21 protein-coding genes and 1 tRNA gene are annotated in these 19,904 nt (G+C 57.4%); 5 read left to right on the top strand and 17 right to left on the bottom strand.

The window, feature by feature from the left end:
- Positions 1-389: 389 nt before the first annotated feature.
- From V6R85_RS01615 to rpoZ, 3 genes are all read right to left on the bottom strand, one after another.
- The gene (locus V6R85_RS01615) at positions 390-536 is read right to left on the bottom strand and encodes a hypothetical protein (RefSeq protein ID WP_003496944.1); all 147 of its coding nucleotides are present in this window, start codon (positions 534-536) and stop codon (positions 390-392) included.
- Positions 537-733: 197 nt separating this feature from the next.
- Entirely contained in the window at positions 734-2,968 is a 2,235-nt protein-coding gene (locus V6R85_RS01610; protein WP_003509955.1) for a RelA/SpoT family protein, read from the bottom strand.
- Between the two features lie 132 nt (positions 2,969-3,100).
- The gene (gene rpoZ, locus V6R85_RS01605; protein WP_020009554.1) at positions 3,101-3,493 is read right to left on the bottom strand and encodes a DNA-directed RNA polymerase subunit omega; all 393 of its coding nucleotides are present in this window, start codon (positions 3,491-3,493) and stop codon (positions 3,101-3,103) included.
- A 393-nt stretch (positions 3,494-3,886) separates the two neighbouring features.
- Here rpoZ and V6R85_RS01600 point away from each other — a divergent pair, with 393 nt between their 5' ends.
- Positions 3,887-4,456, top strand: a complete 570-nt coding sequence (locus tag V6R85_RS01600) for a LabA-like NYN domain-containing protein (RefSeq protein WP_003509957.1) — start codon at positions 3,887-3,889, stop codon at positions 4,454-4,456.
- Between the two features lie 215 nt (positions 4,457-4,671).
- Complete coding sequence (locus V6R85_RS01595; protein ID WP_111834263.1) at positions 4,672-6,171, top strand: methyl-accepting chemotaxis protein; 1,500 nt, start codon at positions 4,672-4,674, stop codon at positions 6,169-6,171.
- A gap of 193 nt (positions 6,172-6,364) precedes the next feature.
- Here the strand turns inward: V6R85_RS01595 and smpB are convergent, their stop codons facing one another.
- Both smpB and dapA read right to left on the bottom strand, forming a co-directional pair.
- Positions 6,365-6,847: an SsrA-binding protein SmpB gene (gene smpB, locus V6R85_RS01590; protein ID WP_003509959.1), complete on the bottom strand. Its 483-nt coding sequence runs from the start codon at positions 6,845-6,847 to the stop codon at positions 6,365-6,367.
- Positions 6,848-7,008: 161 nt separating this feature from the next.
- Positions 7,009-7,893 carry a 4-hydroxy-tetrahydrodipicolinate synthase gene (gene dapA / locus V6R85_RS01585; protein WP_003509960.1) on the bottom strand — a complete coding sequence of 295 codons (885 nt, stop codon included), beginning with the start codon at positions 7,891-7,893 and terminating at the stop codon, positions 7,009-7,011.
- Between the two features lie 362 nt (positions 7,894-8,255).
- Between dapA and V6R85_RS01580 the strand changes: the two genes are divergently transcribed.
- On the top strand, positions 8,256-10,328 hold the full coding sequence (locus V6R85_RS01580) for a lytic transglycosylase domain-containing protein (protein WP_162694563.1): 2,073 nt from the start codon (positions 8,256-8,258) through the stop codon (positions 10,326-10,328).
- A gap of 170 nt (positions 10,329-10,498) precedes the next feature.
- Here V6R85_RS01580 and V6R85_RS01575 read toward each other — a convergent pair whose 3' ends face one another.
- The 3 genes from V6R85_RS01575 to V6R85_RS01565 all read right to left on the bottom strand — a co-directional run bounded on the left by V6R85_RS01575 (position 10,499) and on the right by V6R85_RS01565 (position 13,900).
- Positions 10,499-11,521, bottom strand: coding sequence for a porin (locus V6R85_RS01575; RefSeq protein ID WP_111797561.1), 1,023 nt, complete (start codon positions 11,519-11,521; stop codon positions 10,499-10,501).
- Between the two features lie 578 nt (positions 11,522-12,099).
- Positions 12,100-13,116, bottom strand: coding sequence for a porin (locus V6R85_RS01570; RefSeq protein WP_111834262.1), 1,017 nt, complete (start codon positions 13,114-13,116; stop codon positions 12,100-12,102).
- Positions 13,117-13,809: 693 nt separating this feature from the next.
- A tRNA-Ser gene (locus V6R85_RS01565) sits at positions 13,810-13,900 on the bottom strand.
- 188 nt (positions 13,901-14,088) lie between these two features.
- Here V6R85_RS01565 and V6R85_RS01560 point away from each other — a divergent pair.
- The gene (locus tag V6R85_RS01560) at positions 14,089-14,409 is read left to right on the top strand and encodes a hypothetical protein (RefSeq protein ID WP_336377003.1); all 321 of its coding nucleotides are present in this window, start codon (positions 14,089-14,091) and stop codon (positions 14,407-14,409) included.
- 1 nt (position 14,410) lies between these two features.
- Here the strand turns inward: V6R85_RS01560 and V6R85_RS01555 are convergent, their stop codons facing one another.
- From V6R85_RS01555 to V6R85_RS01520, 8 genes are read right to left on the bottom strand one after another with little or no spacing between them, the layout of a single operon-like run.
- Entirely contained in the window at positions 14,411-14,680 is a 270-nt protein-coding gene (locus tag V6R85_RS01555; protein ID WP_112212747.1) for a hypothetical protein, read from the bottom strand.
- The gene (locus V6R85_RS01550; protein WP_336377002.1) at positions 14,680-15,210 is read right to left on the bottom strand and encodes a hypothetical protein; all 531 of its coding nucleotides are present in this window, start codon (positions 15,208-15,210) and stop codon (positions 14,680-14,682) included. The genes V6R85_RS01555 and V6R85_RS01550 overlap by 1 nt, the downstream gene beginning before the upstream one ends.
- Before the next feature lies 1 nt (position 15,211).
- Complete coding sequence (locus tag V6R85_RS01545; RefSeq protein ID WP_112212749.1) at positions 15,212-15,571, bottom strand: hypothetical protein; 360 nt, start codon at positions 15,569-15,571, stop codon at positions 15,212-15,214.
- Between the two features lie 23 nt (positions 15,572-15,594).
- Complete coding sequence (locus V6R85_RS01540) at positions 15,595-16,950, bottom strand: SGNH/GDSL hydrolase family protein (protein WP_336377001.1); 1,356 nt, start codon at positions 16,948-16,950, stop codon at positions 15,595-15,597.
- Positions 16,947-17,234 carry a hypothetical protein gene (locus V6R85_RS01535; RefSeq protein WP_336377000.1) on the bottom strand — a complete coding sequence of 96 codons (288 nt, stop codon included), beginning with the start codon at positions 17,232-17,234 and terminating at the stop codon, positions 16,947-16,949. Before V6R85_RS01535 ends, V6R85_RS01540 begins: the two co-directional genes overlap by 4 nt.
- A complete protein-coding gene (locus tag V6R85_RS01530) occupies positions 17,216-17,563 on the bottom strand; it encodes a hypothetical protein (protein WP_336376999.1) in 348 nt (115 codons plus the stop codon). Before V6R85_RS01530 ends, V6R85_RS01535 begins: the two co-directional genes overlap by 19 nt.
- Entirely contained in the window at positions 17,560-18,156 is a 597-nt protein-coding gene (locus tag V6R85_RS01525) for a lysozyme (protein ID WP_336376998.1), read from the bottom strand. The genes V6R85_RS01530 and V6R85_RS01525 overlap by 4 nt, the downstream gene beginning before the upstream one ends.
- Complete coding sequence (locus V6R85_RS01520; RefSeq protein WP_336376997.1) at positions 18,137-18,343, bottom strand: DUF7940 domain-containing protein; 207 nt, start codon at positions 18,341-18,343, stop codon at positions 18,137-18,139. The genes V6R85_RS01525 and V6R85_RS01520 overlap by 20 nt, the downstream gene beginning before the upstream one ends.
- Before the next feature lie 115 nt (positions 18,344-18,458).
- On the opposite strand from V6R85_RS01520, the gene V6R85_RS01515 reads away from it, so the two are divergent.
- The gene (locus V6R85_RS01515) at positions 18,459-19,451 is read left to right on the top strand and encodes an FkbM family methyltransferase (RefSeq protein ID WP_336376996.1); all 993 of its coding nucleotides are present in this window, start codon (positions 18,459-18,461) and stop codon (positions 19,449-19,451) included.
- Here the strand turns inward: V6R85_RS01515 and V6R85_RS01510 are convergent.
- Complete coding sequence (locus V6R85_RS01510) at positions 19,448-19,867, bottom strand: hypothetical protein (protein ID WP_336376995.1); 420 nt, start codon at positions 19,865-19,867, stop codon at positions 19,448-19,450. The two genes, V6R85_RS01515 and V6R85_RS01510, sit on opposite strands and share 4 nt — an antisense overlap.
- Positions 19,868-19,904: the final 37 nt, after the last annotated feature.

Here is a 19,904-nt window from a genome sequence, read left to right as displayed (position 1 = left end):
ATTCTGGCCCTTGAGCCGGAAACCAGCCTACGCGTGCTCGTGCAGCGTCGACAGATCAATAACAAGCCTTGCCGGACACTCTGACGTCATCCTCGGGCTTGTCCCGAGGATCAGCAAGCGATTGATTCAATTCGACGTGATTAGATCCTTGGGGCATCCTCGAACTTGTTCCCGGGACCAAGGAGACGTTGAGGAAATACGCTCCCTCTCGCCGTCAACTTCATTGCAAACGCAGCATGTCATATCAGTCAAACCGGACAGCTGTGTGTGGGACACCCGCTAGAAGCGCGTATTCACCTTGGTCTACGAGACGCAGGAATGCACAGGCCGATAGGGCTGCATCTGCTAGCCCCATACGCATGGCGATGGGCTGCCATGCGTTGAGTGCATTACCGGCGGAACAGGCCGCGGTCGATTTCGCGCTGGCGGAATTCGAGATCGACGTTCGATACCGAACCGCTGAGATATTCGAATTCGCGTTCCTGGGTGGTCTTGCCACGGACGGCACGGGCGATCTTGCGAAGCGGAGTAAACATGATTTTCGGTCCTTTCGGTTTGGAACTGGCGTTTCTCATCGGTGTTTATCCACCGGCACGCCGCGTTTCCTTCTCTTCAATTTCTGAGGAGAAAATAGTCGCAAACCACTTCCACGACCAGAGACAGGAAAAGGCCGCTGCCATGCGTTTAGCGCATAACAACGGCCTTTCAGTATCTTCAAAGGATCAAAAATGCCTCAATCGAAGGCACGCGTCACCGTCGAGACGCAGTCGAGATCCTTGAGCTGCGACAGAAGCTGGTTCAGCTGCCTGAGATCCCAGACTTCGACATCCAGCGCCAGCTCGGAGAAATCCGTGCCGATGCGGACCATGTTCAAGCCCCGAATATTGACATCGAGCGTGGCGATGGACTGCGCCACGGAGGCGAGCGTGCCCGGCTCGTTCAGCGCATTGATCATCACCCGCGCCATGAAGCGCGACTTGTTCGCTTCATCGAGGTCCCAGCGGACATCGATCCAGCGCTCCGGCTCATCGTCGAAACGCTGCAGCGCCGGCGCCTGAATGGGATATATGGTAATGCCCTTGCCTTTTTCCATGATGCCGACGATGCGGTCACCCGGAACCGCGCCGGCGGCACCGAAATGCACGTCGACATTGCCGGAAAGGCCGCGGATGGGCAGCGGGTCCGGCCCATCCAGCATTTCGGCCGCGCCATCGTCCTCCAGAGCGGAGCGCGACTTGCCGGGGATCTTGAAGACCATGCCGGAAGCGCTGCGCATGTTGAACCAACCATCGTCACCGGTCATCTTCACCGTGACGCGCTCGTCCTGATAATCCGGATAGACCGCACGCAGCACATCGAGCGAGGAGACCTCACCGCGCCCGACGGCGGCGATCGCGTCTTCCACATCCTTCTGCGCCAGACGATGAAGAACGGGCTTCAGTGCTTCACGCGAGAAGGCCTTGCCGGCGCGCTCGAAGGTGCGCTCCAGAATGCGATAGCCGAGGCCGGAATATTGCTTGCGGATGGCCATGCGCGTGGCGCGACGGATGGCCGAGCGGGCCTTGCCCGTCACCACCACCTCTTCCCATGCGGCAGGCGGCACCTGCACGCCCGAGCGGATGATCTCCACCTCGTCGCCATTGTTAAGCCGGGTCACGAGCGGCATGATCCGCCCGTTGATCTTGGCGCCAACCGTCGTGTCACCGATATTGGTGTGCACCGCATAGGCGAAATCGATGGGGGTCGCGCCGCGCGGCAGCGCAATCAGCTTGCCCTTGGGCGTGAAGCAGAACACCTGGTCCTGGAACAGTTCCAGCTTGGTATGTTCGAGGAATTCTTCCGGGCTGTCGCCTTCGGCGAGCGATTCGATGGTGTGGCGCAGCCAGGAATAGGCGTTGCTTTCCCGAGAGAGCAGATCGCCCTCCCCGTTTTCGCCATCCTTATAGAGCGCATGGGCGGCAATGCCGAATTCGGCGATCTCGTGCATGCGCTTGGTGCGGATCTGCAGCTCGATGCGCTGGCGCGAGGGTCCGACGATGGTGGTGTGGATGGAGCGATAGTCGTTCTGCTTCGGCGTGGAGATGTAATCCTTGAAGCGACCCGGCACCACGCGCCAACGGGTGTGCACGATGCCCAGCGCCCGGTAGCAGGCGGGAATATCGTCCACCAGAATACGGAAACCGTAAACATCCGAAAGCTGCTCGAAGGAAAGCGACTTCGCCTGCATCTTGCGGAAAACCGAATGGGGCTTTTTCTGCCGCCCTTTTACGTTGGCCCCGATCAGGCCGTTCGCCACGAGAAGCTCACGCAACTCGTCCTCGATCTTCTTGATCAGGCCCTCATTGCGCGTTTCCAGTTCCTGCAGGCGGTTCGTCACCGTCTCATAGGCTTCCGGGTTGAGATAACGGAAGGACAGGTCCTCCAGCTCGTCGCGCATGTCCTGCATGCCCATGCGGCCGGCGAGCGGCGCATAGATTTCCATGGTCTCTTCGGAAATGCGGCTGCGCTTGTCGGCCGGCATGTATTCCATGGTGCGCATATTGTGCAGGCGGTCGGCGAGCTTGACCAAGAGAACGCGCACGTCGTCGGAAATGGCGAGCAGCAGCTTGCGAAGGTTTTCGGCCTGTTTCGCCTTGCGGGTAACGAGGTCGAGCTTCTTGAGCTTGGTGAGGCCTTCCACCAGCCGGCCGATATCTTCGCCGAATAGCTCGTCGATTTCCGCGCGGGTGGCGGTGGTGTCCTCGATCGTATCGTGCAGCAGCGCCACCGCGATGGTCGATTCGTCGAGATGCATTTCTGTGAGGATCGCGGCAACTTCCAGCGGATGCGAGATATAGGGGTCGCCATTGGCCCGCTTCTGCTGGCCGTGTTTCTGCATGGCGTAAACATAGGCCTTGTTCAGCAGGGCCTCATTCGCATCCGGTTTGTATTTTTGAACTCGCTCGACGAGTTCGTATTGCCGCATCATGCGATATTCCACAAAAAGAAAGCGCGCCAACCTTGGGGTCGGCGCACAATGCTGCATCAATAGGGATCAGATTATGACGGCAACTATTGACAGACGGTAACCACCGCCTGCCAATGGCGTCATAAAGTCAGATCAATAATCGTCATTTTTTTCCGGCGGCACAAGGCCTTCGATACCGGCCAGCAGTTCTTCTTCCGACATCTGGTCGAAAGTGACGGTTTCCGGCTGGTCGTCGTCTTCGCCATCAGCAATAGCGGAGGCGGCGAGCGTGACCGGATCGGGCTCGGGCTCGTCCACTTCCACATGCTTCTGCAGCGAATGGATGAGGTCTTCCTTGAGATCGTCGGGAGACAGCGTCTCATCAGCGATTTCGCGCAGCGCAACGACAGGGTTCTTGTCGTTATCGCGGTCAACCGTGATGGAAGAGCCCTGCGAAATCTGGCGCGCACGGTGGCTAGCGAGAAGCACCAGCTCGAAACGGTTGTCTACTTTATCAATGCAATCTTCTACTGTGACGCGGGCCATTGCCTGTCCTTTGTGGGTCGTAATGTCGTGGATCAGAGCGCCGTGCGATATTAGCGATGCACCGGCTGTGCCCTAACCTATTGAATCTGCGCCTCGCGCCTTGCGAAAAACACTCAAGATTTCTCGTGACGAAGCTTTCCAGCTTCCGATACAGCCATTGGCCGCGGAATTCAAGTTTTTCCTGTATTTGGCGTCTTTTGGCAACTTATCCGCCATGTTTGGCGTCTGATGAACAAAATGTCTAGAAGAATTGTCTTGGAATACGGGGGAAGGTAGCTTACTTAAAACGCAACGGCGATGCGCAAAATTCGTTGATACGACATGATTTTTTGCGTTAGCGACCGGAAATAAAAGCCAGATAATGGCCTTTCCAAAAAAAAGGAATGGGATGGAATGTTCGATCCACGGGAGAAAATTGCGCTCTTCATAGACGGAGCCAATCTTTATGCAGCATCGAAAAGCCTGGGGTTCGATATTGACTATCGCAAGCTTCTGAAGGCGTTTCAGAAGCGTGGCTATCTGCTGCGCGCCTATTATTACACCGCTCTTATCGAAGATCAGGAATATTCCTCGATCCGCCCGCTGATCGACTGGCTGGATTATAACGGCTACAAGGTCGTCACCAAGCCCGCCAAGGAATTCACCGACGCACTCGGCCGCCGCAAGATCAAGGGCAATATGGACATCGAACTGGCAGTCGACGCCATGGAGCAGTCCGAGACCGTCGATCACCTGGTGCTGTTTTCCGGCGACGGCGATTTCACCACGCTGGTGGATGCGCTGCAGCGCAAGGGCCGCAAGGTTTCCGTGGTTTCCACCATGGCCACCCAGCCCGCCATGATCGCCGACGATCTGCGCCGCCAGGCCGATCACTTCATCGATCTGATGACGCTGAAGGCCGAAATCGGGCGCGACCCGAACGAGCGCCCCGTTCGTCACGCCGAAGGTCCAGAGACCGTCTGATTCGGTTTTTGTACCGCTGATATTGCAAAAACGCGTCCGTCCAAAAGACGGGCGCGTTTTTGTTTCAAGCGTCTCCAGCAGGACAAAATTCCTTTTAGAATTAACAAACATCAAATTCAGCCAGTCGAAATTATATCTTGGTTAATTTTAGACGTGTCTAAATCACGCAACGGCGCCAGAGACGTGAATTGGGCGCCAGATCAGGATGACTAGACATGCATGGCCAAGAAAAAACCGACCGACAACTCGATGAAAGACTGAATTTTCTGGGGCTTGGCCACGGTGAGCGGCAAAATCTTTCAAACATGAAGGGCGTCATCACCGGCTCTCTCGACGCCTCTCTCGATCGTTTTTATGCGAAGGTCCGCTCGGTGCCGGAGACCGCGAAGTTCTTCGCGAACGACGCGCATGTACAGCACGCCAAGGCCATGCAGCTCAAACACTGGGCAAGGATCGCCTCCGGCACATTCAACGCGGATTATACCGATGCCGTGACGGCTATCGGCCGCACCCATGCAAGGCTCGGGCTGGAGCCGCGATGGTACATCGGCGGCTATGCGCTGATGCTCGATGGCATCGTAAAGGCCCTGATCGAGTCCGAGTTGAAGGGCCTCTTCATGGAAAAGAAGGCCCGGAAGGTGAAGGACGCCCTGTCCGCCACCATCAAGGCCGCGCTTCTCGACATGGATTATTCGATCTCCGTCTATCTCGACGTGCTTGCCGCCGAGCGGCACAAGGTGGAGGCCGAACAGGCGCAGATGAAGAAGGAGCAGGAGCATGTTCTCGCACTGCTCAACAGCGCCCTCGACAGGCTGGCCAATGGCGACCTCACCTCCAGCATCGGTGAAAAGACCGCACCGCAATTCCAGGGACTGATCGCCAATTTCAACGCCGCCGTCGGCAATCTCTCCGGCGCATTTGCGCAGATCGTCGAGGAAGCGAACAAGATTTCCGGCAATACGCGCGAACTGACGTCAGCGACCGACGACATGGCCCGCCGGACGGAGCAGCAGGCGGCCGCCCTTGAGGAAACCGCCGCCGCCGTCGAGGAAATCACCACCATTTCCAAATTGTCGGCGCAGCGTTCCGAAGAGGCCAAGGCCATCGTCGAAAGCTCGGCCGTCGAAGCGGCACGCTCGCGCGATGTGGTGACGGAAGCGGTGAAGGCGATGGGGGCCATCGAGGACTCATCGCAGAAGATCACCCAGATCATCTCCGTCATTGACGAGATTTCGTTCCAGACCAATCTTCTGGCGCTGAATGCCGGCGTGGAAGCCGCGCGCGCCGGCGAGGCTGGCAAGGGTTTCGCCGTCGTTGCTCAGGAAGTGCGCGAACTGGCGCAGCGTTCAGCCAACGCCGCAAAGGAAATCAAGACCCTGATCTCCAAATCCTCCGCGGATGTGATGCAGGGCGTCTCGCTGGTCAACAAGACAGGCGAATCCTTGAATACGATCGGCAACAAGGTGGATCATATTCAGGAACACATTGCCTCGCTGACCAAGGCTGCGCAGGAGCAATCCGTCGGCATTCAGGAAATCAGCGCCGCCATCAACAGCATGGATAATCTGACCCAGAAGAATGCGGCGATGGTGGAAGAAACCAATGCGGCCACGCACAATCTGAGCGATGTCAGCGCCAATCTGGCGGCGCTCGTCAGCCGGTTCAGCGTCTCGGCAACGAAAGCTCATGTGGAGCGGACTTACAAGGCGGCGTAACGGGGCCCGGCGCGCAACACACTCCCGTCATCCCGGCCTTGAGCCGGGATCCAGCCAGTCCAAGTCCTTGGGCTGAAAGAACTCTTTCCACGGCGCAGACGCGCCGTGACTGGATGCCGGATCAAGTCCGGCATGACGGAGGAACAAGCGGTGAAAGGCAGCAAGCCCCCTGCCCGGCAAAATTTATTGCCGCTCAGGCGTTACCACCCTTCAGCAAGCGCGACTTCTGCCGGTTCCAGTCGCGTTCCTTCTCGGTCTCGCGCTTGTCGTGCAGCTTCTTGCCCTTGGCGAGCGCCAGTTCCAGCTTCGCGCGGCCCTTTTCGTTGAAATAGACCTTCAAGGGTACCAGCGTCATGCCTTCGCGGTTGATACCGGCGCGCAGGCGGTTGATCTCACGCTTGCTCAAAAGCAGCTTGCGGCGGCGGCGCGGCTCATGGTTGAAGCGGTTGGCCTGCAGATATTCCGGCAGGTGGGAATTGATGAGCCAGATTTCATCGCCCTCGTCCGACGCGTAGGATTCGGCGATATTCGCCTTGCCTTCGCGCAGCGACTTGACCTCGGTGCCGGTCAGCACGAGCCCTGCTTCATAGGTATCGATGATTTCGTAGTTGAAACGGGCCTTGCGGTTTTCCGCAACGATCTTGTTCACCACGCGCTGGCTGCCTTTGGGGGCCATGATATTTCAATCCCTTGTTTTTCTTATTGCGCCTTCGGCTTACCGCCGAGAGCGGTTTTCGAACCTCTATTTAATGTTGTCGTCGCAAAAAGAAAAGGCGCGCCGAACGGCTTCTGTTTCGAAGCGGTCCATGGCGCGCCTTTTAGGTTTTCAGGCGTGTCTCAGTTCATCAGGCCGGCATGCTTCAGCGCCGCATCGATGGCCGCTTCCGTGGCCGGTTCCAGCGTGCTCATCAAGGGCGAACGGACCCGGCGATTGCCGCCGCGGGTCTTCGACAGCGCATATTTGGTGCCGCAGACGCCGGGCTCCATGAAGATGGCCTTGTGCAGCGGCATCAGGCGATCCTGATATTCCAGCGCCTTGGCGTAATCACCCGCGAGCATCGCCGCCTGGAATTCCGAACAGAGGCGCGGCGCGACATTGGCGGAGACAGAAATGCAGCCGACGCCGCCATGGGCGTTGAAACCGAGCGCCGTACCATCCTCACCCGAAAGCTGGATAAAATCCTTGCCGCAGGAAATACGCTGTTCGGAAACGCGATCGATCTTGCCCGTCGCATCCTTCACACCGACGATGTTCTTATGCGCCTTGACCAAGGCGCCCATGGTTTCCGGCGACATATCCACCACCGAGCGCGGCGGGATATTGTAGATGACGATCGGCAGCTTCACCGCTTCTGCCACGGCGGAAAAATGGGCGAACAGGCCCTTCTGGGTCGGTTTGTTGTAATAAGGCGTCACCACCAGCAGCGCATCCGCACCGGCTTCCTGCGCGTGCAGCGCAAGCTCGATCGCCTCATCGGTATTGTTGGAGCCAGCGCCCGCAATGACCGGAACCCGTTTCGCCGCTACCTCGATGCACAGCTCGACGACACGTTTGTGCTCGTCGTGGGAGAGGGTTGGAGATTCCCCCGTCGTGCCCACGGGCACAAGTCCGTTGCTGCCTTCGGCGATCTGCCATTCCACATGGGCGGCAAATGCCTGTTCGTCCACGGCGCCATTGTCCGTGAACGGGGTAATGAGGGCGGGAATTGATCCCTTGAACATGCAAAGCTCCTGGCGCCGAGCCGGTTCATGCTTCGGCCGCATTCGATGGTTAAAACCGGCACACATTAGAGCCAGCCCTTGGCGCCGACAAGCGCAAAGGCAGCGTATTTTGTCCGAAATTGTCGGAAGTGTGACAGTCTCCCGACCGTGATCGGCAAGCGCAAAAGACCGGCACCGAAAAGAGACGTCGCTCGCGGGCAGGTGAATAAAAGTTGATTGAATTGCGGGGCGGGAATTAAGATTTCATTAAGGCTGAAATCCCAAGATTCCGGTGCGGGACATCAGACCGTTTTCGGCAATCCCGCTGCAATGAAGCGATATTACAAGAAAGTCGACAAATCCGTTACACGATGAAGAGCGGCATGAAAAAGACAGTCTGGGGATTGATGGCGGCGGGCCTTGCCGCAACCGTTTGGAACGCACTGGCCGGGCCGCTGCCGGAAGGTGCGGCGCCGCTTCCCTATGTCAAGCCGAATGCACCTGCTGTTCCGGCCTTCATGCCGGCCTCGCCCGAGATCACCGGCGCCATACCGCGCCTCAACCGCGCCGATGATACAAGCCAGTTGAAGGCGGGTCTCGACGCGCTTTCGAGCCGTGATGCGGCCCGCGCGATTGCGCTGCGCAACACCATGCCGACCGGCAGCCTTGACCGCCATATCCTCACCTGGGCTATTGCCGTTTCCGGCCAGAAGGACGTCGCTTCCGCCGAAATTGCCGCTGCCCAGCGCGAGCTCTCCGGCTGGCCGGGTGCGGCGACGCTGCGCGCCAATTCCGAAAAAGCGCTTTACCGCGAAGATCCGCCCGCACCCCAGGTGCTTGCCGCCTTCGGCAATAGCCGCCCGGAAACCGCCGAAGGCACCGTGGTGTTCGCCAAGGCGCTCGCCTCCTCCGGCAAGGGTGCGGAATCGCAGAGTCTCATTCGCCAGCTCTGGGTCAGCGAAGGCATGGACAAGGACATGGAAGACCGTGTGCTTGCCGAGTTTCCCGCCTATCTGACGCCCGCCGACCATAAAGCGCGCATGGACTATCTGATGTATCGCAGCCGCATCAGCCAGGCGAAGCGTTTTGGTGATCTCGGCAAGGCGCAGTCGCTTTACAACGCCTGGGCGGCCGTGCTGCAGCGATCCGCAACCGCAACCGCGCTCCTCGGCAAGGTCGACGCCTCCTGGCGCAGCGACCCTGCTTATCTCTTCGCGCGGGTGGAAAACCTGCGCAACCAGCAGAAATACCCCGAAGCAGCAGCCCTTCTGCGGCAGGCGCCGAAGGAAGCCGCCAAGCTCGTCAATGCCGGCGAATGGTGGAACGAGCGGCGCATCATCGCCCGAGGCATCGCCGATCTCGGTGATTTCGCCGAGGCCTATCGCATTGTCGCCAATCATTCTGCCACCTCGGCGGTCGATACCGCCGATGCGGAGTTCCATGCCGGCTGGTACGCGCTGAGGGCGCTGCGCGACCCGGCGACGGCTTCGCGTCACTTCAACACGCTGCTTCAGACCTCGAACCGGCCGCTTTCGGCGTCGCGCGCCTATTATTGGCTAGGTCGGGCGGCGGAAGCCGGTGGACCGGGCGACGCCCGCGACTTCTTCACCAAGGCAGCCGCTCACCCCGGCACGTTTTACGGCCAGCTCGCCGCCGCGCGAATCGGCGCAAAAACATTAAACGTCACCTATCCGAGCCCCAGCAGCAGCGACCGCGAACGTTTCGCCGGCCGCGAAGCCGTACGCGCCATCGACCGGCTGGAGGCGGCCGGTTACGGCTGGCGTGCCGACAGCCTTTATCGGTCGCTTGCGGAACAGCTCGACAGTCCCGGCGAGCTTGCCATTCTGGCGGCAAGGGCTGAGGGCAACGGCAATCACCAGGTCTCGCTGCAGATCGGCAAGACGGCCTTCAGCCGCGGCATCGATGCGGCAGCGCTCGCCTATCCGCTCGGCGTCATTCCCGCCAGCGCCAATATTGCCGGCTCCGGCAAGGCGCTCGCCTATGCGATTGCCCGGCAGGAAAGCGCTTTCAATCCCGCCGCCGTCTCCGCCGCCAATGCCCGCGGCCTGCTGCAGCTGCTGCCCGGAACCGCCAAGGGCGTGGCCGGCCGCCACGGCCTGCCCTACACGCAGGCGATGCTGACCAGCGATGCGGGCTACAACGCCACGCTCGGCGCGCATTATCTCGGTGAACAGATCGACAGCTTCGGTGGATCCTACATCCTCACCTTCATCGCCTATAATGCCGGACCGAAACGCGTGCCGGAATGGATCTCGCGATATGGCGACCCGCGCGGCAAGCCGATCGACGAGGTGGTCGACTGGATCGAACGCATCCCCTTCCCCGAAACGCGCAATTACGTGCAGCGGGTGATGGAGAATTATCAGGTCTACAAGACGCGGCTGGGGCAACAGGCCGATATTGTCGATGATCTGCGCCATGGGCGTGCGGGATAAGGCAGCATTCTTCCGCCAATCGCTGATCGTTCTAAAACATTCAAGCATCGGTTCGCCCGGTGCTTTTTTGTTTTCCGTGTTTGAATAACGCCTCTCAGCGCCGGAAGCCATCAAACGAAAAACCCCGGCGTTTCTGCCGGGGTTTCCATCACTGACAATGTCAGATCAGATTAGAACGTGCGCTGAAGGCGAACGAAGCCGGTGACTTCGTCGTCACGACCATCTTCGTCGTAGTAGTTAGCGGTGATCTTGGTGGCCAGACCTTCGGTGATCTTGTAGTCAACCGTCAGACCAGCAGTCCAAGCGTCACGGTCGCCAACGAAGTCGCCGTCAGCAGGGTTGACGTCCAGCGTACCGAGGTATTCGAAGCCGGGGGTAAGCGTCAGGCGATCGGTTGCCTTGATCGCGTACTCAACGGCAACAGCCCATTCAGACTTTGCGTAGTAAGCGTTGTCGCCAGAAGCCCATACACCAGCAAGACCGAAGGTGCCCGGACCAATATCTGCGAACAGCATGCCGCGGATAGCAACGTTTTCTGCGTCGAAGTCGTAGCTGGCGATCAGGTTAGCCGTAACAGCGCCGAACTTGCCGCCGATCATGCCGCCGATACCGACGTTGTTGTCAGCGCCGTACTGGAACTGGCCGTACTGGCCTTCCAGTTCGTCAACCGAGAGCGCAGCCTGGAAAGAACCAGCGTCATAGGTGTACTTGATCGAGTTGAACAGGGTGTTGGTCGACAGAATGTCGGTTTCACCGTTCAGATCGTCATCCCACCAGCTGTAGAACTTACCGACCTTCAGGCCGCCGAGTTCGATGAAGGCCTGGTCAACGAAAACGCTCGAAGAAGAAGCAGAACCGTTGTCAGCATTGCCGCGGAAGCCGATGAAGCCACGCAGAGCGCCGAGCTCGGTGTCGGTGCGGGTGTCAACTTCGAACTGAGCGCGGGTGAACGAATCCCAGTCGGACGTGCCAGACTGGTTACGGCCGAAATTGGTCTGGAAACGGATGTAACCGCCAAACTTCAGGCAGGTTTCGGTGCCGGGGATGTAGAAGAAGCCGGTGCCGAAAGCGTCGCAGACGCGAACGTATTCCAGGGGCTCGGGCTCGGCAGCGACGATAGCGTCAGCGGCCTGTGCGCCGGATACTGCTGCGAGAGCTGCAGCGGAGCCGATGAGAAGGCTCTTGATGTTCATGGTTGACCTCCAGTCAAACGCTTAATCTTCTAAGCAGCGGGTGGGAAAGCACTCAGAAATGCGTGCCGCTTATGAAGCTGATTAGAGCCAAAACCGGACGGATCGGCAATCGTAATCATGACGAAAGGAAGACAGTAAGGTGTCCTTAGTTTTTCATTGTTGCGAAATAGCTACAATTCTAACCTGCCTCACCAGATTCATTACCGAATAGTTAATTTCCAATCTATTTCAGATGCTTAGCTGATGAATCCAACATTCATCCAAAAGCAAGTGAAATGCCTTTAGAGAGCCTGGCCATAATCAGGACGCAGGAAATTGTCCAAAAGTTGATCTGCCACGTCGCAGAATCGTTCATCTTGCAATCTGGCCGCCCGCAATTCCGATTGATCTGGCGTTGCTATCTGTGACGAGCACAAGGTGATTCGGCGAATCTGGATCACGATGAACCCTATTCGGCAACGCGCATAAGTGTGGTCGAAACGATATCATCAATTGATCATCCACACTCTAAGATCGCCATAACGCAAAAAAGCCCGGCTCGAGAGCCGGGCTTCCATCACTGACAATGTCAGATCAGATTAGAACGAACGCTGAAGGCGAACGAAACCGGTAACCTGGTCGTCACGGTTGTCGATGTCGACGTAGTTAACAGCGATCTTCGTGGAGAGGCCCTGAGTGATCTTGTAGTCGAGCGTCAGACCAGCCTTCCAGCCGTCGTCGTTCGAGAAGTCGTCCCAGGAAACCAGGCCGTAGTTGCCGTAGTACTGAACGCCGGGGGTGATCGTCAGCTTGTCGGTTGCCTTGATTGCGTATTCAGCAGCAACTGCCCACTCGGAGACGTTGTAGTAAGCGTTTGCGCCAGAAGCCCAAACACCAGCCAGGCCGAGCGTACCCGGACCAACGTCAGCCGTTGCGATCAGACGTACAGAGCCGTTTTCACGGTCAACGTCGTAGCCGCCGATGAGCTGGAGCGAAGCTGCACCGAGCTTGGCGCCAACGCCGAGAGCGATACCAACGTTGTTGTCAGATTCATTGAAGCCCTGAACGTTGATGCCTTCGAGTTCGTCAACCGAAGCGCCTGCCCAGAAGGAGCCAGCGTCGTAGGTGTAACGAATGGAGTTGAACAGAGCGTTGGAAGACAGCTCGTCCGTTTCGCCAGAAAGGCCATCGTCCCACCAGCTGTAGAACTTACCGACCTTCAGGCCGCCGAGTTCGATGAAGGCCTGGTCAACGAAAACGCTCGAAGAAGAAGCAGAACCGTTGTCAGCATTGCCGCGGAAGCCGATGAAGCCACGCAGAGCGCCGAGCTCGGTGTCGGTGCGGGTGTCAACTTCGAACTGAGCGCGCGTGAACGAATCCCAGTCAGAGGTGCCGGACTTGTCACGACCGAAGTCGGTCTGGAAACGAACGTAGCCCTGGAACTTCAGGCAGGTTTCGGTGCCGGGGATGTAGAAGAAGCCGGTGCCGAAAGCGTCGCAAACGCGAACGTATTCCAGGGGCTCAGGCTCAGCAGCGACGATAGCGTCGGCAGCGTGAGCGCCGGATACTGCTGCGAGAGCCGCAGCGGAGCCGATGAGAAGGCTCTTGATGTTCATGGTTGACCTCCAGTCAAAGTTTTTAAGTGGGTCTGGGTACTTTCGCTGAAGGACAGCATTCCCTGCCCCATTCCCGTGTTCTTAGAAGCCAAACGATCCACCGCCTCGCTTCTGGTGGTGAAAATACAAAAGGTTTCGCCGCTTGCAATCGCCAACATCCGATAAATAGCATTTACGTATATGCTTCATTTCGGTTTGTTGCGGAAACAACACACAGTGCGCACCCGGCCGGCAGACAGCTTTACCATGCGTTAAGAAATTGCTTGAAAATCCGTTAGTTAGCGAGGTTAACAAGGTCTTTCTAAACTACCGGCCTTTTCGGCGAAGCCTTGCCTTGCTGGGCAAGGATGATGGAAATTTTTGCTTCCTCATACCCCTTAACCTGACATGCCGCCACGGCGCTCATGGAGAAAGGATAGAAAACCATGCCGTTTGCCACCGATTCCTCGCGCAACGATTCGACGCGCTTGCTCAGCGCTGGTTACGATACTGCCGGTACGATATTGAAGTCGACACCGCCAAGTCTCTTGATTCGCTCGTTTCTTCCATAATCGAAACCTGAAGAGCGCGGACGTCTGCGGCTTCATGGTGCGAGGTCGACATGGCTGTCGCGCACCGAAGCACGAAGCGCGGGTCGGCTATGATTTGGAGCTGAGGGATATGTAGGGCTGAAGTTTCCGGTCTGTGCCAAAGTGGCGGAGAGGATGGGATTCGAACCCACGATACGCTTTTGACGTATACTCCCTTAGCAGGGGAGCGCCTTCGACCACTCGGCCACCTCTCCGGTAAGCGCCTGATACGGGCAAACCATCGCAGGATCAAGGGCTTTGTGCGATTTTTCGCAAAATATTCGCTTTGCGCTGCCTCGCTATCCTTGCAGGTAAAAGCAGAACGATTCCGGTACGCGTTGGCACATACGACACAAATTTGGCACACCGGAATCTCACAATGTTCTAAACACAGGAGACATCTATGCAATTTTTGCCAACCGTTAGCGAAAAGGCACATCATGTTCTTGGATTTGATAAGCCTGTTCTCAGGTGTAGCCATTGCTACCAAGCATCGATTAGGTGCCTTGAGGCTATTTCAGCAAGCCCATGGTATGCGATCAAGGTTGGTGGGAGCTATCTGGAAATAGACCATTCTTCCGGATATCCTGTGCCAACCCCCCATATCTTCATGGCCACGATGTGGAGCAGCGCAAAAGAGGCAACAGAATACGCTGAGGCCACAGGACATACGAATTTTAACGTCGTTTGCCTCAATCTTTCTGAAGAGCCTGCTTCAACGTAAATCACCCGAACTGCTTCTTGGCCTTCTGGATCAGGAAGCCAGCGATAGGCCAGCTTGCAAAACCGGTGATCCATGCGGCCGCTACGACGTGGTCGACGTCCTTTTCCCATGCCATATAGTCGAGAACCACGAAATACAGGATCGATGCTGCGATGAAAGAAAAGGCGAATCGCATCACCGCATCAAGGATGCTCTTGGGCTTCACAAACAGCAGACCGGACGCCGCGCCGAGGAAAGCCCCGATGTATCGGTAATCGTCGGGGTCCACCATTACATCACTTTCCTGAACGGTTTCGTCGCGTGCGTTTTCGCGTGGGCAACGTGCATAACCGAACCCAGATAGCGGCGATAAGAGCGAGAAATATCAAGTCCGCCATCTCTGATCATATCCCCGATGCCGATTCCACCGATCAGCAGCAAAGCCAACACATTGAAGATTTCGAGGATCGACCCGTACATGGCGGATGAGAGCGGCGGCGGGTGGCCTGTGAGGACGCCGAAACATTGAAGCAGGTCGATTGTGGCGGCAACCATGAAGATCGTGCCAAGGCCACGCTTCTCCCATGCCTCCTCATGCTTGTGGGTGATGACGAAGTAAACCAGCCCGTCAAACAGGAAGGATACGCCAGCCTCAGGCGGATACCATCCGAGCCACTCGGGCCGGGGCGCATGGATGTAAAGCACTGGCCCCAGATATGCCGCAACGACTGCGGCAATCCATAGCGAAGCGCGAGGCGTCCCCCTTGATGCGAGAAACGCAACAGCGGCGATGGCGAGAATGGTCAGGTGATACCACTGCATCTTATCGACCGCCCCCGAACGGAGTGATCATGCCGGTATCGCGCCGAATGAAGTCAACGCCGCCGACCGACGAGACGGACCCAAGATCAACATCATTGTCCTTGGCCAGCTGCGTGCCAGACAGGTGCAGCACGGCGGCCAGTTCTGCAGCATCTGCAATCTTGCCAGACAGCGACCGTGCCTGTGCAAGCATGCGCTTCGCTTCCAGCGGGTTGACGAAAAAACCGTTCTTCACCGCCTCCTCGATGACCTGCGCATATCGAATGCCGGCGCGATAGGACTTGGCGAGATACTTATCAAGCAGGGCTTGGGCATCTACGCCGTTGGAAACGATTTCAGATTTCTTTTCTGCGGTCGTCATGCTGGTTCCTTTTCCGATGAGCGTTAGGCAATTACGCCTTTGGGTGGGATTCCGTCAGTGATCAGCACCTTCTGGATGTTGATCGGATCGGTATTGGTCGGGTTGGTGACATCGAAGGCCGGGTAGATGCGAAGATACTTCCACGTAGCAGCAGCATCGTTGACCACGGGAATGCCGCTCGCGACAAGCCACATCCATCCGTCCTTGCAGTTGAGCAGATCGCCCATGACGTAGGTCTTAATAGCATTCGAGAAATCAGGGACGCCGAAACTGGCATAAGCGCGCGGCTGGGTTGACCGTCCACGAACGAGCATGGCGACGGTGACGGTCTTTCCGGCAATCCTCCCCATTTCAGTGCTGGAGAGATATTTCTGTAGAAAGGTGTTCTGCCCAACGATCGAAGTGCTTGGCGTGAGGGCCATCGAATAGGCCGCAGCGCCGTATTTGGTCGTCGTGTCCTTCGCACATGCCGTGCCAGAGCCTTGAAGCGTCCATCCAGTCGGCGGCGAAGGTTCTGTCCATGTGGCGAAATCGCCGTTGTCGATCAGGTTTGTAGCTGAGATTAAAGGCCACGCTGGCGTCGTATAGGCTGCGGGTTTGGATGACTGGTAGGCGGAGAATAGAGTGTCAGATATAAGCTGTGCGCCGGTACTGTTCCCGGAAGTGTCGCTGGGGTGCACGTTATCCCGGTAGAGTGATGATGCCTTACCCCGCGCGATAAACTGCGCGTAGGTGTCAATCAGCGTCATTGTGGAGTGACCTGCATAGGCCAGCAGGATAGCCTGGTACACCTTGTTGTAGCCGTTATCGTCGCGCCAAGGATTTTGCGTGGTGATGAGTTGCGGGACGTTGGGCCACTGAAGTTCGGTCATGCCAATGGGGCCAAGGAACAGGCCGACACCCGTTGCATAGTTGCTCGTGCCGCTCGGGATGTTGAAGCTCTGCATATTATGGCCGTGGTGGATAATGCAGAGATCCGGCGTCGGGATCGCATCAATAGCGGTAGGCTTGCGGGTGCCATCGAACATGCAACCGGCCACCTGACCGGGAAGAGCAGCGAGATAGACCGTCAGCGTGCCGCGCGTGCCAGTGCGGAGCGTGGCGGAAGATGCGTATTGCTTCGGACCTGTCGCCGTACCCGCAACATTGTCCCATTCCGCCCAGCGGTTCATAACCACCGTGTAATCGTGCAGATCACCAAGCGCGACGGCGAATTTGTAGAATGGGCCATAGTCGGAATAGCTGGTGCTGTCGCCGTTGACGAACAGGACCGCATCTTGCCCGCCTTCAAGCTTCGTCTTCAAAGGGCTAAAGGCGCGCAGGCTCTTCCCCGGCTTACGAGACAACCCGAGAGACAGGCCAAGTCCAAGACCGATCATTGCGCAATTCTCCTATTGTAGTCATCGGCCCATGACTGACAGTCTCTGGCCAACTGGTCGCGATTGTCGGCGGCGACGTTCCAGCGCCACGAATGGATCACCCACGGCTCGTCTCGGAGCTTCACGCGCTCTATAAGCGCGGTGCAGGCGGCAGGGAGAACGAGAACCGGCTGACGTGCGGCAGTCTCGCCCTTGACGACGGATGCAACCTTGAGGCGCTCTTTGTCACTCTGGCATCCGGTCAGCGCTATTGCGGCGATAAGGATTAGCGCTCGGATAGCCATTTCTTGTCGCTTTCGTTAGGGCGGGAGAGATTGGCGTCCTTGGCGGCATCTTCGGCCAGCCGGTCGATCTCTGCTTCTGCTGCCTGCTTTGCCTTCATCGCCTCGTCAGCGCGTTTCGTGGCAGCGGCTAGGGATTGATCGGCCGCTTCACGCAGAGAGCGTTCCTTGTTAAGCTGAGCCTGAAGCGCATCACGTTCCGACTGCTGCACGTAGCCGGACAGCGCCTGACGACGGACAGAGGGATTGTCTATCGTCACGTTGTAGAGGTGAGCGAGCGCCAGCATCGCCAGCGCGCCGACCGCCATGTAGATGTAGCTCAGAACGCTCATAGGCCGCTTACGCAAAGTTCAGCTTCGCCAATGCGGTTCTCGTCCCCCATCTCGCGGCGGAGCACGAGGCCACGGAGAACCTTGCCTCCAGCCTTGTTCCATGCCGTCGCCGCCTCGCAGCTCTCGCGATATTTGCCTACCTTTGCCAAGATGAAGGCAGACGACCCGCAAGCGCCCTTCTTGTTCTTTGTCGAACCGGTCCCGATGTTCCATGCCAGAGCGAGCATCGCGGCGCGCCACGCAAGCGGACGATGGTTCCAATCTCCCGTGCATTCCACCAAGGCGGCCCGGTAATCCTCAACCAGCTTGACGGCCAGACGCTTGTCGCACCCTGCCTCAGTCTCAACCATTCCCTGCTTGACCCCATTCGTGTCGCCGTCGCAAATCGTCCAGACTGGAGGTTTGGCCAGCCGGTCATAGTAAGCAACGAGCGAGCGGCCTTCCCACGGCTGGATGATCTTCACAGCAAGAGCCACGTCGTCAGGGACACGATAGCCGCCGAAGATGGTAGCAAAGCCGCCAACCGAAACGGCGACGACGGCCGCAATCGCAGCCTTGGCCCGATTGGTGGGCTTAATCCTGTTGATCGGCATCGAGGCCTCCTTGGGAGATAATTCGGAAAAGGGGAGCGAGAACCAGAACAGCGACCGGCACCCACCACGGCAGGTAGTCGGCCACATACGGAACGGCGTTCTCAGCGATCTGGAGAGCCGTCGCTATGTAGACAGCCCAAAGGGATGAGGCGCGCAGAAGCACGCGTCGCCAGTTGCGGATGAGCATGGGAATGTCCTGATTGTGTTGCGCCGGGATCGCTGAATCACCTTGACCGGCCAAGTTGCAATCTACAGTATCGCTCCCATCTAAGTGGAGCGCTTAACAGCGCTCGAGGGGGAGAATGATGGAGCTTATAAGAACGTCGAAGTTTGCCGAATTTGTCTCTCACTTCATCGACAATTTCACTCTTGTTGATATCGGATGCTCAGGAGGCGCCCACCCGAACTGGAACTCTTTCGGTGACAAACTCCACGTCTGGGGGTTTGATGTGAATATCCAGGAGGTTGCTCGCCTGAACGCATCTTCCCCGGAACACATTAGATATTTTGACGGCGCAATTGTAGGGAAGAACCGCCGGAAGCCAGCAGGCCGGAACCCATGGTACAGACTTGCCGTCTACCGCACCCTAAAACTTACGCAAGAGCGACGGCTGGCGGCATCATCGGAGGAGAAAACTGCGGCAAACGACTGGCACCTCACGGAGATGTCAAAGCGCGAAATTCACCTTCCGTCCTTCTTCAAGGAAAAGGGGCTGTCTTCAATAGACTTCGTAAAGATCGATATCGACGGCCCCGATTTTGATGTGATCGAATCCCTGAAAACCACCTTCTCAACGCATCAGGTTATCGGCGTCTGCATGGAGGTGAACTGGATTGGATCGGGAAGCCCAGATGAACACTCCTTCCACAACACCGATCGGTTCCTCAGAGAATGCGGGTTTGATCTCTACGACTTCACCAAGAGAACATATTCTCTGGCTGCGCTGCCGTCGCCCTATGCTCTTCCGTTCCCCGCTCAAAGCGTGTCAGGCCGTCCGCTTCAAGGGGACGCCGTGTATTTACGCGATTTGGCATATTCCGCTCAGAAAAAGAGAGCGGAACGATATTCACCAGAGAAGCTTTTGAAGCTAGCCGCAATGTTCGCGATGATAGGGCAACCGGACTCGGCGGCAAATGTGCTGTTGACCTTCAGGGATAGATTAGAGCCGATTTTCTCTGTCGATGAAGGATTGGAACGCCTATTCGAAGAGAGCGGCTGGGCTGAGAAATTCTCAAGCTATTCTGATCTTGTGGCTGCATTTGACAATGACGACCGCAGGTTCTACCCGAGTTAAATGGTGTAGCCCCAACAGTCGATGATCATCATCTTGTTGGCCTCTGCCGGGCATGTGCTCTGGAGAGCGTAGAAGAAATCGCGGCGGCCGGTCGTTATGGGCATACGAACGTCTTGGGCGATGACATCGATGCCCATGCTTCCAACAATCCATTCCTGCGTTTTGGCGCGGTCCAACACGCGGGACAGATTCCACCGGCTTGGCATTACTCGAAGAGAGACGCAGCCGGTCCCCAGCGTTGGAATGCTCAAAAATCCACGTTCAACAGTTAAAATGAGACTTTTGGCGTTCGCTGGAACAATCCCAGGGTAAACCACATCAACGTTTATGGTCCCGCTGATATCCCCTACATTTTGCCTGGTTATAAGATTTCTGGGGCTGAAATCTACGCCGTCATCAAACCAAACTTCACTCATGGGTGTTCAGCCTCCTAATCAGGTGGTGCAAGGTGTT

The organism is Agrobacterium sp. CCNWLW32 (assembly GCF_037083425.1).
GTDB classification, from domain to species: Bacteria; Pseudomonadota; Alphaproteobacteria; order Rhizobiales; family Rhizobiaceae; genus Agrobacterium; species Agrobacterium radiobacter.
The sequence above is the reverse complement of the archived record's forward strand: the minus strand, read 5'-3'. Positions and strand labels throughout refer to the sequence as shown.

Coding starts and splice junctions, on each gene's coding strand:
- V6R85_RS01560 (WP_336377003.1), top strand. CDS start 14,089: ATGCAATTTTTGCCAACCGTTAGCGAAAAGGCACATCATGTTCTTGGA.
- V6R85_RS01575 (WP_111797561.1), bottom strand. CDS start 11,521: ATGAACATCAAGAGCCTTCTCATCGGCTCCGCTGCAGCTCTCGCAGCA.
- V6R85_RS01570 (WP_111834262.1), bottom strand. CDS start 13,116: ATGAACATCAAGAGCCTTCTCATCGGCTCCGCTGCGGCTCTCGCAGCA.
- V6R85_RS01555 (WP_112212747.1), bottom strand. CDS start 14,680: ATGGTGGACCCCGACGATTACCGATACATCGGGGCTTTCCTCGGCGCG.
- V6R85_RS01520 (WP_336376997.1), bottom strand. CDS start 18,343: ATGCTCATCCGCAACTGGCGACGCGTGCTTCTGCGCGCCTCATCCCTT.
- V6R85_RS01525 (WP_336376998.1), bottom strand. CDS start 18,156: ATGCCGATCAACAGGATTAAGCCCACCAATCGGGCCAAGGCTGCGATT.
- V6R85_RS01515 (WP_336376996.1), top strand. CDS start 18,459: ATGATGGAGCTTATAAGAACGTCGAAGTTTGCCGAATTTGTCTCTCAC.
- V6R85_RS01545 (WP_112212749.1), bottom strand. CDS start 15,571: ATGACGACCGCAGAAAAGAAATCTGAAATCGTTTCCAACGGCGTAGAT.
- V6R85_RS01580 (WP_162694563.1), top strand. CDS start 8,256: ATGAAAAAGACAGTCTGGGGATTGATGGCGGCGGGCCTTGCCGCAACC.
- V6R85_RS01530 (WP_336376999.1), bottom strand. CDS start 17,563: ATGAGCGTTCTGAGCTACATCTACATGGCGGTCGGCGCGCTGGCGATG.
- V6R85_RS01510 (WP_336376995.1), bottom strand. CDS start 19,867: ATGAGTGAAGTTTGGTTTGATGACGGCGTAGATTTCAGCCCCAGAAAT.
- dapA (WP_003509960.1), bottom strand. CDS start 7,893: ATGTTCAAGGGATCAATTCCCGCCCTCATTACCCCGTTCACGGACAAT.
- V6R85_RS01610 (WP_003509955.1), bottom strand. CDS start 2,968: ATGATGCGGCAATACGAACTCGTCGAGCGAGTTCAAAAATACAAACCG.
- V6R85_RS01535 (WP_336377000.1), bottom strand. CDS start 17,234: ATGGCTATCCGAGCGCTAATCCTTATCGCCGCAATAGCGCTGACCGGA.
- V6R85_RS01540 (WP_336377001.1), bottom strand. CDS start 16,950: ATGATCGGTCTTGGACTTGGCCTGTCTCTCGGGTTGTCTCGTAAGCCG.
- V6R85_RS01600 (WP_003509957.1), top strand. CDS start 3,887: ATGTTCGATCCACGGGAGAAAATTGCGCTCTTCATAGACGGAGCCAAT.
- rpoZ (WP_020009554.1), bottom strand. CDS start 3,493: ATGGCCCGCGTCACAGTAGAAGATTGCATTGATAAAGTAGACAACCGT.
- V6R85_RS01595 (WP_111834263.1), top strand. CDS start 4,672: ATGCATGGCCAAGAAAAAACCGACCGACAACTCGATGAAAGACTGAAT.
- V6R85_RS01550 (WP_336377002.1), bottom strand. CDS start 15,210: ATGCAGTGGTATCACCTGACCATTCTCGCCATCGCCGCTGTTGCGTTT.
- smpB (WP_003509959.1), bottom strand. CDS start 6,847: ATGGCCCCCAAAGGCAGCCAGCGCGTGGTGAACAAGATCGTTGCGGAA.
- V6R85_RS01615 (WP_003496944.1), bottom strand. CDS start 536: ATGTTTACTCCGCTTCGCAAGATCGCCCGTGCCGTCCGTGGCAAGACC.